This is a genomic window from Paenibacillus sp. J22R67, from assembly GCF_059692175.1.
The window spans coordinates 161,309-176,333 of record NZ_JCAUAX010000013.1 but is presented as its reverse complement, the minus strand read 5'-3'; the positions used below and the strand labels follow the sequence as shown (position 1 = coordinate 176,333).

10 protein-coding genes are annotated in these 15,025 nt (G+C 50.8%); 2 read left to right on the top strand and 8 right to left on the bottom strand.

What is annotated here, in order from left to right:
* From AC58VC_RS32855 to AC58VC_RS32820, 8 genes are all read right to left on the bottom strand, one after another.
* Positions 1-411 (bottom strand): hypothetical protein (locus AC58VC_RS32855; protein ID WP_497375285.1); only part of this gene is annotated, 411 nt, incomplete at its 3' end.
* A gap of 128 nt (positions 412-539) precedes the next feature.
* Entirely contained in the window at positions 540-1,931 is a 1,392-nt protein-coding gene (locus tag AC58VC_RS32850; protein ID WP_497375283.1) for a PP2C family protein-serine/threonine phosphatase, read from the bottom strand.
* 51 nt (positions 1,932-1,982) lie between these two features.
* Positions 1,983-2,318 (bottom strand): STAS domain-containing protein, encoded by a 336-nt coding sequence (locus AC58VC_RS32845; RefSeq protein ID WP_497375281.1) that lies wholly within the window; start codon positions 2,316-2,318, stop codon positions 1,983-1,985.
* Entirely contained in the window at positions 2,315-2,752 is a 438-nt protein-coding gene (locus AC58VC_RS32840) for an ATP-binding protein (RefSeq protein WP_497375279.1), read from the bottom strand. The genes AC58VC_RS32845 and AC58VC_RS32840 overlap by 4 nt, the downstream gene beginning before the upstream one ends.
* Positions 2,753-2,789: 37 nt before the next feature.
* A complete protein-coding gene (locus tag AC58VC_RS32835; RefSeq protein WP_497375277.1) occupies positions 2,790-5,849 on the bottom strand; it encodes a HEAT repeat domain-containing protein in 3,060 nt (1,019 codons plus the stop codon).
* 23 nt (positions 5,850-5,872) lie between these two features.
* Complete coding sequence (locus AC58VC_RS32830; protein ID WP_497375275.1) at positions 5,873-6,445, bottom strand: GNAT family N-acetyltransferase; 573 nt, start codon at positions 6,443-6,445, stop codon at positions 5,873-5,875.
* A complete protein-coding gene (locus AC58VC_RS32825; protein WP_497375273.1) occupies positions 6,387-9,170 on the bottom strand; it encodes an adenylate/guanylate cyclase domain-containing protein in 2,784 nt (927 codons plus the stop codon). Before AC58VC_RS32825 ends, AC58VC_RS32830 begins: the two co-directional genes overlap by 59 nt.
* A 17-nt stretch (positions 9,171-9,187) precedes the next feature.
* A complete protein-coding gene (locus AC58VC_RS32820; protein ID WP_497375271.1) occupies positions 9,188-12,406 on the bottom strand; it encodes a stalk domain-containing protein in 3,219 nt (1,072 codons plus the stop codon).
* 274 nt (positions 12,407-12,680) lie between these two features.
* Between AC58VC_RS32820 and AC58VC_RS32815 the strand changes: the two genes are divergently transcribed.
* Together AC58VC_RS32815 and AC58VC_RS32810 are read left to right on the top strand one after the other, a co-directional pair.
* Complete coding sequence (locus AC58VC_RS32815; protein WP_497375269.1) at positions 12,681-13,067, top strand: DUF4280 domain-containing protein; 387 nt, start codon at positions 12,681-12,683, stop codon at positions 13,065-13,067.
* A gap of 42 nt (positions 13,068-13,109) precedes the next feature.
* A complete protein-coding gene (locus AC58VC_RS32810; RefSeq protein WP_497375267.1) occupies positions 13,110-14,789 on the top strand; it encodes an MORN repeat-containing protein in 1,680 nt (559 codons plus the stop codon).
* Positions 14,790-15,025: the final 236 nt, after the last annotated feature.

Here is a 15,025-nt window from a genome sequence, read left to right as displayed (position 1 = left end):
CGTCTCCGAGGACGGCTTCATCTGCAGCTCTTCCTCCTCAGACTCTCCGCCTTCGCTTCGCTGAATCGTCTCCGAGGACGGCTTCATCTGCAGCTCTTCCTCCTCAGACTCCCCGCCTTCGCTTCGCTGAACGTCAGGAGCTGACGCCCCGCTATTTTCTGAAGCTGCGATCTTATCCGCCACTTCTTTACCAACTTGATCAGCCTCTTGTTCATAGGCATCTCCAGCCGGCCCAACCGTCAGCTTCGTCTGTACGGACAGCATGCTGCCTACTGCTTTGTTGCCAATAGCTCGTTGTATATTCATGAGATCTGCTCCCGCAGACTGCCCTTGTGCATTGCTTTTATGACGAGGTTGATTGTGCAGGGAAGTATCTGGCTGCCTGTTGATACGCGATAGATGCATTGGCATATGAACCCTCCTAGAATGGTAGTACTGAGAAAAATGCCATCAATTGACGGCTTGCGCCCCATCATTATCCGTGTCTGAGCGCATGATGTCATCTAATTTCACTATATCATACCTGTGGATCTTTGAGGTTACATTTTGTTTGGTTTTCGATCTACGATGAGCACGGCAATATCATCCGATTGGATAGCCCCATTCGTGAAGCGGTCGACGTCCTGGGTGATGTGTTCCAATAGCTGTGTCGGCTGGCTGGACAGTTCCTTTTCTAAAAGCTTATGAAGACGCAAGAAGCCATATTGCTCCTGCCGCCGGTCCTCTGCTTCTGTAATACCATCCGTATACAGAATAAGGCGGTCACCCCGGTCAAGGGTCACTTCGTTATTCGCATAAAGCATGTCATCCATGACGCCAAGCGGAAGACCCTTCTTCCCTTTCAACTGTTCCACATCTCCGTTCTCACGGACTAGGTATGGCGGACAATGGCCGCCGTCGCTGTACTGCAGACGTCCCGTGCCTACATCAAGTACACCGCAGAAAATCGTCGCAAACATCGTCGAATCGTCTTTATACAACTCCTGATTAACGGCCGTAAGCAGCTCTCCGGGCGACATGTCTAACGACATTTTACCCTTGAGCAAAGTCATCGTAACTGCCATGAACAGCGCCGCAGGAATTCCTTTATCCGATACGTCACCTAAAACGAAAAACAGCTTGTCGTCACCGATTCGAAAATAATCATAGAAATCCCCGCCAACCTCACGTGCCGGACGGATGTAAGCCTGCGCCTCGGCCGTAATGTTATTCGCATCAGTGAGATCTGATCCTGAAGCCATATGCAAGCCTTTGCGTGGCAAGAAACCCATTTGAATGTCCGTTGCGATGCGCAGCTCGCTTTCCATTCGTTCTTTGGCGGCTGTCGTCTTCTCCAGCACATCATAGAGCATAGCATTTTCCAAAGATGCCGCGATCGGAGAGGCAATAGACTCTAACAGCTGCAAGTCCCGATCGGTAAAATGCACATCCTCGCGCTTGTTCAGCACCTGCAAGACGCCGATAATTTTACCTTTGCTCGCCAGCGGCACGCAAAGCATACTGCGTGTCGGGTAATCGACACGCTTCGCAACCTTGGAGGACCAGCGTTCGTCCTGCGCCGCATCGTCGATTTTCACCGGCTGGCCGGTCTGGGCTACCCAGCCTGCGATGCCTTCGCCGATTTTGAGGCGAATTTCACGGACTTCATCGCCCTTTTCACCAAGCGCAAGGTCGAAAAACAGCTCTCCCTTTTCCTCATCAACCAAGATGACGGAAGATGCTTCTGCATTCATGATGCGGGAAGAAGTCTCCATAATTTTGATCAGCAAATCCTGCTTCTGAATTGTCGAATTCACTTCCAAGCTGACATCGAACAACTGCATCGTCCGTTGAAGCTCCAGCTCAGCCATCTTGCGCCTTCGCTCACTGAGCTGCCACATGGTACCAATCACCAAGCAAACAAGAAGAAGAGCACCTGCGACGATATTCATCTGGTACGCCTCCCCAGCTCTTGGGCTCGACCTTGACACTTGTTCGTTCGACTACGAAATGGCATGGATCGCATCTGCTTCCTTGTCATAAATCGAAAAAATGGAACTAAACCCTGACATATCGAATACCTCTTTGACATTCTCATTCATGCGCACAAGCGCCAATTTGCCTTGAATCACCTTGATCATTTTGGCTGCGGACAACAAGCTTCTGAGTCCTGCGGAGCTCACATATTCAAGACCTTGCAGATCAAAAACAAACTTGCCCTTTCCCTGCTCGACCAGTTTCGCAAATGCTGCCTCCAAGCTCGCTGACGTATTCGCATCCAGTCTGCCATTTAAGCTCAGCAGTACGAGATCCCCTTGTATGCTCTCGTTAATATTCATGATATTCCCTCCTCCTGAATTCGCCGTTTTGTCATCATCAGTACATTTTCTTCATTCAGACGTTCATAGCGGATTTCATCCATCACTTGTCTCACGAAGTGAATACCCAGTCCGCCGATCCCACGCTCGTCCACACTAAGATCAACACGAGGGCTTGCTTTGAGCAGCGGATTAAAAGGCACTCCGCGATCTGTCAGGCAAAGCTCCCAGCCATCTACAGCAGCACCAATGTCGATACGGATCGTATGCATAGAGCGTTCTTCCGGGGGGTGCCCGTAGAGAATAATGTTGGTTACAAGCTCGTCGCAGACCAAGTTCAATTGGAATAACGTCTGGTCATCCAACCCCATCGCTGGTGCCAGACCTTGCAAGAATGTGCCTAACCGCTCAAGCTCCTTCAGATCATTGCTTAACACGATGGTCTCTACTGACACGTTCGTCCCACCCTCTCTGCTCATCCACCCAGCCAGCTTAAGCCATTTTCAAAAGCATATTTTCCAGCAAACGAACACGAGCACTGGATGCATGCAGCAGCCCGATGCCGATCTCCGGATACAATCTCACCAGTCGGGAGAGACTTTCGCCTTGCAGCGCAAGCACACGCACTTCATCGAAGATGGCCTGGGCCGTAATGGATGAAGGCGATCCGTCTAGGGCTGTCGTTTCCCCAAATGCTTGCTTAGGTCCCAGAACACCAATCGTTCCAGTCTCACCTACACCAGTCTCATTACTCAGCTCTACATTGCCCTCAATGATTAAATACATCGCTGAATTACTCTGCCCACGGCGCAGTAAATAGGTCAGATCTTCATGGACTTCTTCCGTCGCAATACCAGCGATTAAGCCCAGTTCATCCACCGACAAATCAGCGAATAGAGATACTTGCTTGAGGAAAATAACTTTATCCAACATGGTCAAAAACTTACGCTCTTCTCTCATCTCATCACGCTCCAGCGAACTTAATGCGTAAACCGCAATATCCTTCAGCCAATCGTCTGACCACCTTGCAGCTTCTTGTAATAACACAAGCGGCTCGGTCATCGCCGCATCGCTGCCGGCTGTTCCTTGCTTCAATAGTTCCAGCAGAGCCAAAGCCAATTTGCGGTCCCCTAGCCCCTCGGCCAGCACCTCAAGCGCATTCTCGCGAACTTCTTCACTTTCGTCCTTGATTGCTTCGCGCAGTGTCGCCACAATACGCTCATCAACGAACTGGGCCATGACGGCCCATGCCCCGCCGACAAGTGCATTGTGCAGCTCTGCGCACCGCTGATTCGCAAGCTCCGCTAACCCCTTCATACCAAGCTGCAGCAGAGCTTCCGGCAATGCGCGTTCCTGCGTAGAAGCAAGCATGCGATTTACGCAAGGGTCAACGAGCTGCGTTCTCAGTTTATTTTCATCGAGCAGCTCAGCAAGGGCTGTAACGGCTGCGTTCCAAATAAAAGGATTCGCATGGTTTACACTGTCGATCAGCGCTGGCAAAGCTGTATCGCCCATATCTACCAAAGCCTGAAGAATGGCTTTGCGCAATTCCTGGTCCGCAAGCGGCACCATGCTCAGAAGAAGCGGAATTGCCTCCACATGGCGAAGCTTACCCAGACACGCTGCTGCAGCTACTTTAACCGCAGGCCGATGATCCTCAAGCAGTGACAGCACCCAAGCGGAATAAGCATCCAGCTTCAGATCCGCTACAGTATGGCAGCCGTAGACAGCCCACTCGCCGCCGTTATCTAGCATTTTGATAATTGCCTCGTCACAGGCTTGATAGCTTTCTTCGCTTTCGAGCGCGTATAGCGCCTTAACTCCTTCATGTACAACCTTTGGATGGTTATCCAGCAGCTTGACGCGAATGAAGAAGTGCGACTGACTTCTAAGATGTGTTGCTTTTGAAATCAGTTTAACGCTTTCGGCTCGCACCTCCGGGTCTTCGTCCTCAAGAAAGGACGCAACCTGTACGAGATCTTGAATCGTAGCGCTTTGGAGATTCATCGCACGCAGCACAGCAATGCGGATTCGCGAACTTTCTTCCCCAATCATTCCGATCAAATGTGGCAGGAACGCGGAATCCTTCGCCTTGCCGATTACTTCGAGCGCCAGCTCCCGCACGTAATCATTCGGATGCTTCAAGTAGTCAAGCATGGCAGACAAAGCTTTGGAGCTGCGGATGCCCCCGATAAAAGACTCCGCGATTTCAGACAAATCGGCGTGCAGCGACTGCACACTTTTGACCAGCTCGCGGATATACAAATGTCTGCCGTACCAAGCGACAAATACGAGAATGTTGGCCAAACCTACGCCTAACCAAGCAAGCAGTGACAGCTGAATTAGACCGAAGGAATGCAGCAACGACAGCAAGGAACCGATTAATATTCCGCCTGAGGCAGCAACCCCCTGAGCGAAATAACGGTAGCCGTCCCGTTTGGAGATGGGTATCATTTTGAAAAAAAGCTGATAACAAGGCTCTGCTATGTAATACAGCAAGATATAGAAGACCGCGTAGGAGCCCGAAACCAGCGCCAATCCAACAGACTGATTGATAAATAGAGCCGTAAGCCCGAAGCCGCCGAAGAACAACACGGTAATAGCGAGCAGCATATTGCTTGCGCCCAGCCAGTTCATTAAGCGTGTAGACACCGTTTGCAGCAAAAGACAGAACGTAAATTGAGTAGCTGTAATTAAGCCATAAAAAGAGGTTAAATCCCCCTCCAGTGGAAACTTGGCTTCCGCCGCGGTAAAGTACTGATACTCAATCATAAAATACACGGCCGGCATCAGCGTCATTAACGCAACAGCGCACAGCAAGAACGGGCTGCTTAGCATCTGCTTCGCATAGTAGCCAGCTGGCAGTTGCTTTTCTTCTTCTGCAATGTCCTTTCCACTCTGGCTCTTCAGTCGGAGGTCTTCTTTTAAAGTTAAAGGCACCAAATAGCGCGCCAACGCCTTACGAAAAAAGATGAAGCCGAACACCATCAGCACAGGAGCTAGCGCATAGACGGCTTCCGTTCCGAGCAGCTTGCCGATTTGATGAGCGATCAAGCCGGCGGTAATCCCGCCTGTCGTCGTAGATGCGATGAACACCGGCATCAATCTTTTGGCCTGCTGAGTAGGACATAAATCAAAGGCGGTGCTCCATAAGAGCAGCGTCAGCTGCCTTACGACAAAGTTAGAGGAAATGAACAAAATGGGATAGTAATAGCGGAAGTCAATGCCACCCAGCTTGAAGCCCAGCAGCACCGCACCATTCAGCACCAGTAGACCAATCATCAACAGATAGAGCGTCGTCATCATTTTGGCCTTCGGCAAACGGTTGGCCAGCTTCGCCAACAGCCAGCCCTCCAGAGGCATGATAGCCGCTTCGGCAATATAGATATAGGGCAAATACTGCACGCCGAATCTTTGGTTAAAAAGAGCCATGAACGCCGTGTAGTTCAGCGATTCCGCAATCCCGCTAAAATAAAAGATCGGCAGCATCATCCACAGCTTTCGGATATCTTCCGTCCGCAGTCCCATCCATCTGGTTAAGCTTCCTTGCATATCATCAGGTCCAATCTATTAGTTCATTTGTCTTCGATAAGTGGTTTATAGAAAGCTAATCTCGCTTCGCCTTCATAGTAATAATTCGGATAAGTGCCGATAAGTTCAAAGCCGTTCGCCTGGAACATTTTTTGAATAGGCTGATATTCGGGTAAATCGCATGTATAAGTAAGAATGTAGCGCCCACCCGCTTCTCTCGAGAACGTTTCTAGCGCTTGGAACAAAATCTTCGCAAAACCATGTCTGCGGTACTCGCGATGGACGGCTAAGTAATCCCATAAATAACCACCGGACTGATGCTCATTCTCCTTGCAGCTGGTCACAGCAATGATCTCTCCGGCTTCATTCTCAATGAACCAATGCCAGTGATTGCGGTGTGTCAAGCTAAGCAGGGGAGCATTGCGAAAATGCTCTAACTCCCCTGGGGTATGATTTTGATCATCAAAGGATGAGGAAGATAGATAAAATTCAGTAATACGTTGTGCGTCTTTCTCCGTAGTCAGCTCCTGCACTTGCATGTCAAGTTCGCCTCTTTCATCATGAAACCGATAATGTGCCATTCCACTCTGCTGTCGTGCCGTGTTGGAAATACTCATCGCAAATATAGAAGTACAACTGTGCCGCTTTATCCTGACGATTCTGTTTAATGACCATCAAGAAGGCTTCCCTTGCATCATAGAAACGCCCTACCTGGTAATACGTGACAGCTTGCTCGAACAGCGGTCGAGTCTTCTCCTTCAGTACCCGAATCGTATCGGGATCGCCCTGATAAACGTCGAACAATCGAAGCGGCTCCTTCACCCCTTCTACTTGAATCAATCCCAGGTTCCGGTATTGGAAGGCTGTCCGCTGTTGCAGCGATTGCACCACATTGTCGGTAATGAGAATGGAGGCGCCAAGAGGTTCTGTCATTTTCTCCAGCATAGTTGCCACATTCACACCATCAGAGATCACATTGCCCTCTAGGCGCTGTTGCTCACCGATGATGCCAAGACGAAGCGGCCCTTTATGCAGGCCGATACCGAAATCTAGCGGCGAGTAGCCTACTTTGGCCCGATGCGAATTATAAAGATCCAATTCCTTACGCATCTCAATGCACGCCTGCAGCGCTTCATCTGCTTGATTCGGGAAAAGCGCCATGAAGCCTGCACCCAGGTACTTATTCATAAGACCTTGATGCTTGCGGACATACGGCCCAAATCGGCTAAGGAACGAATTGACGAAGTTGAAGTTCTCTTCCGGCGTCAGCTTTTTGGAAAGCAGGTAGAAACCTCGGATATTAAAAATCAAGATCGACATATTTTTCTCCACTTGATCGCCAAGTTCAACCTCTAGAATGCTTTCCTTGTTAAGGAATCGCAAAAACTGCTGAGGAACGAAACGATAGTAGGACTGACTGAAGTTCTCTACCTTGGTAATATAGTCCCGGATGCGCGCTGCCATCGTATTGACGCTGTCGCCCAAATCTGACACCTCGTCGCGCGTGTTGATCGTAACAACCGTATCCCAGTTGCCTTTGGCAATCTCACCGACGCTGTTGCGCAGCTTCCGAATCGAAGAAAGGAGTACATACGTCATTACAACGAGCACAATCAGCAAACCAACTGAAATGAGCGCAATATTGCGGATAATCGATTGTAATACCGTTTGGCGATGCTTGAGGATACCATCCAAGTTTTTACTCGTTTCGAAAACACCGACAATTTTACCTGCTGAGTTAAAAATAGGGGCAATCGCATAACGCCACTCGCCGGAGAAATCCTGCCACTGCCCTGTAGCTGGCTTGCCTTCGAGCACAACCTGCTGATTTTCAGGGGTTTGTTGGAACGGATTGAACATATGCATGCCATCATCGTCTTCTAGCACTCGATAAATGATCCCATTTTCGTATTTATATACGGCTTTGTAAAAGCCTTGATTATCATCGCTGGCGTTATTCTCAAAAACGGATTGAATCTTTTTGCGGAAAGATTGATACGTTGCACCGTTATAATCCAGCGGTGACGCCAGACTTTCCAGCTTATCGCCATCGACCAGATTTTGACCATTTTTGGCCAGTAAAACAAGCTCGCTGAACGTTTCCTCTTCCATTTTCTTGGAGAAACTCTCATAAATGACGGTCGACAGCAGAATCATAGAAACCGCAATGACTGGCACTAGAATGAGAACTTGCTTCATCATCAGGGGAAGACGGCGCTGCAGCAGATTGAAGAAGACAAGTTTGATCGCATACAGCACAAGGATCAGAGCCACTAAGGCAACCGACCAATGTATAAACGAATGTGTTCTTGCCGACTGGCTATACAAAGCCTCTACCATGGAAGGTGTAATCGTTCCATCCGGCAGGCGGCGATTAATCTGCGCTGATTCTACAATAATAAGGCTGCCATCCTGCGCTATGGAGCTCGCTGTCGCATCAAAAGCAAGCTCTATGCCGTTTGCTTTCGCCTTTTCTTCCGTTACAAGACCTTCGATTAAGTAAGGCTGTGCGGGATCAAGCCGTGAGATCATTTTGTTGTTAAAATCGATGAAGATCAGGCGGCCTTGATTATCAAGATGCATGCTTTCGGGGAAATTACGTCTTGTGCGATCCAGCCCAGGAACCGGATAAACAACCTCGGAATGCCCGTCGCCGAAAGCGCGATAAATCTCTCCACTGCGCGTTGAATAGTAGATTTCTCCAGGCTTAAAGCCATCTGCCTCAGCAACAAATTTATTTGGAGGGAGCTTGATCGTGTACACCAACTTGGGCTCGGATGCCTCCTGTTTGCCAATTGGAGCTTGATAGAGGGTCAACTGCTGCACTTCATCATTGAAAAAGTAGACCATCCCATCGCGAACTTGAACATTGCGCAGGGACCCCAATCTATACCGCTGGGTTTGCGTGTCATTGTATTCCTGTGAGAACAAACTGCGATCGAACTGCCCATCCGGCGTATAGCGAACAATTTGCTCGGCCTTAACCGCAATGCCATACGGATCAAGCAAGGTACGAATCGTATAGAGATACCCCAAATCATCGACAGCCATATCGTTAAAACGGTACACTTCCCCGTTCTTCCCGGTCTCACTCGTAATGGAGTATTGAAGAACACCTTCTCCATTCAGCTTGTGAATGGTTTTCTTCGCGTTATCGATGACAAACAAATTGTTATGCCCATCCGAGATTGCCTTCGATAAACCATCGAAAGGCATGCTCTTGTGAAAAGGCCATAGTGTGAAGCTTTCCCTGTTTAAGCTTTCCTTGTTTAATCCAAGGTAGGTTCCAGCAGCACCCAGAAGCAGCAGTACGAGCAGCAATGCCGCAATCGATTTCTTCATCGCTCTTTAATCTCCTCTTAATATGAAATCTGAATGATTTGCGTAGGTGCGTTCCAATCAACCTGCAAGCCCAAGGATTCCGCTATGAACCTTAATGGGACATAGGTCCTTCCTTCAAGCAGATAGGCTGGTCCGTCGATTTGCACGGGATCGCCATCCACATATGCCTTGTCATCGCTGATGCGGCTTGTGATTGTCTTATATTCCGTGCTGACTGTAACCGTAAGAGAATCTTGATCCCAATCTACAGCAGCACCAAACGATTCCGATACGGATCTTATAGGTAAATATGCCTGCCCGTTTATTATAACAGGCGGGGCATCGAATTTGATGAAAATATTGGGTGAAAGCACGTTTTCTGCCGGAATCGGTTGAATGGCGGCGGGAGTGCTATTAGCTACCTCGGTTATATGCGACAGAGCCGCTGAAACATCGGCCAGGGCCTGTTGCTCCTCAGGCCCATATTTGGCCTTCTCCTGCTGCTGCAGCTCCTTCAGCAGCTTCGTGACCTGCTGTTCAAGCTGCAGCTGCACGCCTGCCTCTTGCGGCAACGCTGCCGCAAGCACCTGTACGGCGTCCAGCTGCGCGAACAGCGCGTCCTTCTTCGCCGTCTGCACCGCCTCGGCGACGGCCTCCATCGAGCGGGTCAGCGTCGCGACCCGCTCCGTGTCCCCCTGCGCCTGCGCCAGCTTGAGCGCAGTCTCCAGCTTCTGCTTCGCCTCTGCGAGCGAAGCCTGTCCCTCGGATGCGCCTGTTTGCGCATCCGCGAGCTGCGCCTGCGTCGCCAGGAGCTGTTGCAGCGCTGCTGCTACAGCTTGCGGCTCGCCGGCGGAAAGGGCTTGCTCCAGCTTCGCCTGCTGGAGCTCAGCCTGCTCGGCCAGCGCATCTTCGCTGGCCACTTCCTTCCCAGGCGTCGTGCCGCCTGGGGGTTCTTCACCGCCTGGCTCGCCCGGCGGTGTCTCGGTCTCCTCGGACAGCGCTGCGATCAGCGCGTCCGGGTTGTTCACCAGCTCCATCTGCTTGAGAGCTGCTTGGCTGTCGCCTTTCAACAGCGCCTCCAGCATCCCGAGCTGGGCCTGCGCATCCTTGATCTCGACCGCCAAATCGGCGATCTCGCTCAGCTTCATATCCGTAACGGCCGCTTCCTTGGCCGCCTCCAGCTTCACAATATCTTTCTTCAGCGTGTCAATCTGCTGCGTTAGCTGTTCAGGCGTTTGCAAGGAAGCAATAGCACCAGGCTTTGTAATTTCCACGGTAACTTTCAGAGCATCCGCGTCCTTCTTCGAAAGCGCTGCGGAACTCGTAGTTTCGGCTATCGCGCTCGGGTCTACGGCATTATCCATGCCGAACCAAACCGCTCCAGGCTCATCCGCTTTATAAAAAATCCCCTGCCCCGATGAAGACATCGTGGCCGAAGCCGCATTATAAGCCTCTGGGGTCAGCGCGTCCAGCTGCACTTTGTAGGAACCGATGATGACGGTGCCGAGCCCTTTTTCCTCAACGCTACCTGAGCCGCTCTCACTGCCAGCCGTACCATCAGTGGCCTCAGCGTCTGCCTCCGCCAACTGTCCGGCATTTCCTTTGCCCTCCAAAAGCAGCTCCCCAATCAGCTTCTCCTTCGCGTAAAGCACGACCTTCAAGTTGTCGATTTGACTAAGTTTGAGCGTTAATTGCCGTGTACCCTTATTGATTTTGGTGCGTTTGCCGATCGCTTGACCCTCTTTGGTAAACAGCGCATATTCCGTTGCGCCGAGCTTTTTATTCACCATCACGCTAAAATCACTGAGCAGCGGACCGACAGCCGGCTTCAACTTCCAAGAGCCTGCTGGAGCCTTTGGATTTTGCGGTTTGACGGCGGCAAGCCCGTCATCCAGATTTCGATAAGGCAGAATGCCCATCTTCAACGTCTTTTCAACAGCTCCGCCCGTGTCGATATCCAGCTTGCCAAGCGCTGTTTCATAACTCATTTGCGCCATCAGAATTTGCTCGTCCGCCTTGCTCACCGCTTCTTTATAAGCTGTCAGCTCTTCGGTTTTCATCAGACTGAGTTTCACCTTCTGTGCAGCTTTATCCAGCGCTTTCACGGCGCTATCCTTATCGCGCAAAGCCTGCGCGTAACCTTCCTCCGCACCCTTGGCTTCCATATAAGAAGCTCTCACGGCAGCAATAACCGCAGATCTGCTCTCCTTCTCCTGCAGCACTGCCTTGTTTTGTTCCATGGTAGCTATAGGCAGCGCATCCCTCAGATCGTCAAGGTAACGCAGTCCGTCAAACTCCCCTTGGAGTAAAGATTTCGGAATCGGAATGAATCCAAGCAAAAGGAAGAACCCTTCCCAATCCGTCTTCACCTGTGATAACGTCGTTTCATAGCTCGCTAGAAACAATTCCATGTCGATATCCTTAGCCTTATATAACCCGTCAATAACCTTCATGCGGCTGCTGCCAAATTTGGAACCGTACAAATCACGTGTCGTGCTAAGTTTATGATCAGCTAAACGCCGATCCTCCGTATCTTTGAGTAGACTAACTGTCGACTTGAGCGCACTTGTTATGTAGCTTGGCAGCTGCTTCTGATCCAAATTCGCGTAATCCGGTTCAAAAGTAAGCTGAACTTTATTTTCCATATCCAATTGAAGCAGCTTGCCTAACGCCAAACGGCTCGATTTGGCCGTCAATTGTGCTTGTTTATATACGGATGCAGCCTTCTCTAGCGCCTTCTCTGCCTGTTCCTGCTCGGCGCTGTCTGCGAGCCCGAATTTCCGCTTCTTTTTAACCGTATCGAGCGCCGTCTTGGCGTCTTCCCACTTCTTCCGTGCGTTCTCTTCCGCAGCTCCATCCTGATAAGCCGTTAAGTAGGCTTTCTGGACATCAACCCGTACAGTATTCATCGATTGGCGCAATGTTTCCTGTGCGATATATAGCTGCTTGCTGGCCTCAGGCACCTTCAGCCGAGTCGTCAATTCCTGGCTCAAATTACGAGGTTTGGCAAAAAGGCCGGAAGCCTTCGCTTCCTCACTTTTAACCGCATGCTGCGCTTGCTCCAGCTCCAGCCTTTTTTTCGAAATATCCGTCTTGGCGTCCCGCAGTACGGAACTTATTTTCAACCCTTGATCCATCGCTTCTTTCATGGTCAAAGCTTTTACTGACGCAGCTTCCGCGCCTGGCCCTGCCGTCAAAATCGGCACTGTCGACAGCAGCACTACGAGTCCCAGCCTTACTGCTTTTAACCCTACCACTATGAATCCCTCCGCTCGCATACAACTCTTCCTTTATAGTACAATATCTCCCTCACTCTCGCACCCATCTTTTGGAGAAACTTAGCGAAAAGAATCGAATAGAGTAATAGATTGATGGTTACCTGCTTTTCTAGTAGTATAAAAGTAATAGCGACCCGCATATTTTGACATCTCTGTCTGTTTTCACATACACCGTAACACCCCCTGCTGACTAGCTATAAGCAACCTTGCCCTTTTTAAATTGACAGCCGCATGATAGGAAGGAGAATAACCTATGGGAAACATTGTTTGCGGAGGTGCAATGCTTCAATGCTCCTTCGGCGCCGCGCCCAGTTCGTTAATGGTGCTGCCAGCGAATATGGTAATGACTGCTATGCCAATTGCAAACATCATGGACAATAAGCCGATGGTGAACATTTTGCCGTTCGGGATGTGCAATTCGATGGCTAACCCTATGGTTGCCGCAGCAACGGCGGCGGCGTTCGGCGTACTCACTCCCATGCCCTGCATACCGGTGACAGCAGCCCCTTGGGCTCCTGGATCTCCAACGGTGCTCGTCGCTAACATGCCTGCTCTGAACAACTCTTCCAAATGCATGTGCAATTGGGGCGGCGTCATCCAAGTTCAGCAGCCTGGACAAATGACCATTCAGGTACCTTAACCCATTTTTAAAAATCGAACATCCTTCTAGGAGTGAAATCATTTGGAGATTCAGCCGGTCAAAGCCATTGAAAAAGTGCTAAAACCCGTCGTTGCACCTTTCATCGGCCATATCATGAAAGCCATCCAAACCGTTGGAAGGCTGCCTAAACTTGCGATCATTAAGTTTCAACAGATTCTAAGGGTCATGCTGCAAACGCGTGAGACTTCATTAAAAAACTATATTTTGATCGGCTCTTACTACATCTCCAAAAGGCTGCTGCTCTTCATCACCTTATTGATTCTCGTCCTGATTTTCTTTATTTTCATCCGACCTCCGGCGATCGTGAATAAATGGTTGAATCGGGTGCCTGTCCTCCAGGAAAACACCACGAAGCTGACTAGCTTCTCGGGGAATGGTAAAGTGGTGGGTACTGAAAAAGCAGCTCGCTACGAAGGCGGTCTAGTTGACGGGCTGTATGCTGGGAAAGGCAAGCTGTATCACAAGAACGGTATTCTTGCTTACGAAGGCGATTTTGAAAAGGGGCAGAAATCAGGTGCCGGCTCGCTCTACGACGAACACGGTACATTGCTGTATAAAGGGGCTTTTGCCGGGGATGCCTACAACGGGGTGGGCACCTTGTATACTCCCAACCAGAAAGTGCTGTATATCGGCGAATTTCAAAATAGCAAGTACGGCGGGGCCGGAAAATTGTTTGCCCCAAGCGGCGATTTGCTCTATGAAGGCGCGTTTAATGGCGGCCTTTATAACGGGGCGGGCAAGCTGTTCTCTTCGGGCGGCATCGCCCAATATGAAGGAGAATTTGCAGCCGGTCAATATAGCGGGGCTGGTAAGCTTTACGATACCAAGGGACTGCTCGTTTATGAAGGCGGCTTCCTGAATGGCAGCTACTCTGGCGATGGTACCGAGTTCTATGCTAACGGCCTGATGAAGTTCAAAGGCCAGTTCCTAGCGGGCACGTACGGCGGTGAGGGTACCGCCTTCGATGAAAAAGGCGTGCCCCGTTTCAAAGGCACGTATGTGAGCGGCGCCTTGAACGGCGCTGGAGAGGCGTATGACGAGCTTGGCAAGCTCGTCTACAAGGGCGATTTCAAGGCTGGCGTCTATGACGGCCTTGGCACGGTGTTTGACGCAGACGGCGCGCCGCTGCTGCGGAGCTTTTTTGCAGGCGGCCAGGCCAGCCTGCAGGGCTTCCTCGGTTTGTCCAGCAAGAAAGTCGAAGACTTGCTGGGCAAACCGGCGGAAGTGACGCTGCAGGATGTCAGCGTCATGCTTGCGGGCCAGGAGGCGGCGGTGGACGCCTCCGCGGGGGCTTCGGCTGGCGCTGGTGAGGCGGCCGCTCCGGCTGAAACGCCCGCGCCTCCGGCAGCGGGCGTGGGTGATGCGGCAGCAGCGCCGGTAGGCGTGAAGCTGCTGCTGAGCTACCCGGCCTACCAGCTGTCGCTGCTGGTAGAGCCGGCGAAGGGCAACCCGAAGGAGGCCGTTGTCACTTCGCTTAGCATTTGGGGCTCGAAGCCCTTGGCGCTGCTGCAGCCAGCCATCGAGACCGTCAAAAAGCGCGGCGAGCCTAACGATGCTGGCTACGTCGTGATGGAAACCGAGGTAGGTACCGGGAGTGGCACCTACACGAACAGCTACTACCAGGGTGATTACCTCTTCACCTTGACGCATTTTGATAAAACCAAAGAGGCCCACCTTCTGCAGGTGAGCTCTACGAAATAGAAACAGCTGGGAGACGCTTATAGTGAGCGTCTCCCTTTTTTTTGTTGGCTCTACTCCAACTAATTCCATCCGCTGCCAAACAACTCTCTTACTCACAATGCCCAGTCCGCATCAACACCGTCGTACCGCACCCTCACTCACCCCGACCAATATCCCCGAGTACTGCAAATTCTGTGCTATCTACAACAAAAACTATTCCAGCCTCACTACACTAGCTACTCCAACTATTTCCCTTC

What these genes read in the sequence shown, in the direction of transcription:
- AC58VC_RS32825 (WP_497375273.1), bottom strand. Translation starts at nt 9,170, where the DNA reads ATGAAGAAATCGATTGCGGCATTGCTGCTCGTACTGCTGCTTCTGGGT.
- AC58VC_RS32835 (WP_497375277.1), bottom strand. Translation starts at nt 5,849, where the DNA reads ATGCAAGGAAGCTTAACCAGATGGATGGGACTGCGGACGGAAGATATC.
- AC58VC_RS32850 (WP_497375283.1), bottom strand. Translation starts at nt 1,931, where the DNA reads ATGAATATCGTCGCAGGTGCTCTTCTTCTTGTTTGCTTGGTGATTGGT.
- AC58VC_RS32830 (WP_497375275.1), bottom strand. Translation starts at nt 6,445, where the DNA reads ATGAGTATTTCCAACACGGCACGACAGCAGAGTGGAATGGCACATTAT.
- AC58VC_RS32845 (WP_497375281.1), bottom strand. Translation starts at nt 2,318, where the DNA reads ATGAATATTAACGAGAGCATACAAGGGGATCTCGTACTGCTGAGCTTA.
- AC58VC_RS32815 (WP_497375269.1), top strand. Translation starts at nt 12,681, where the DNA reads ATGGGAAACATTGTTTGCGGAGGTGCAATGCTTCAATGCTCCTTCGGC.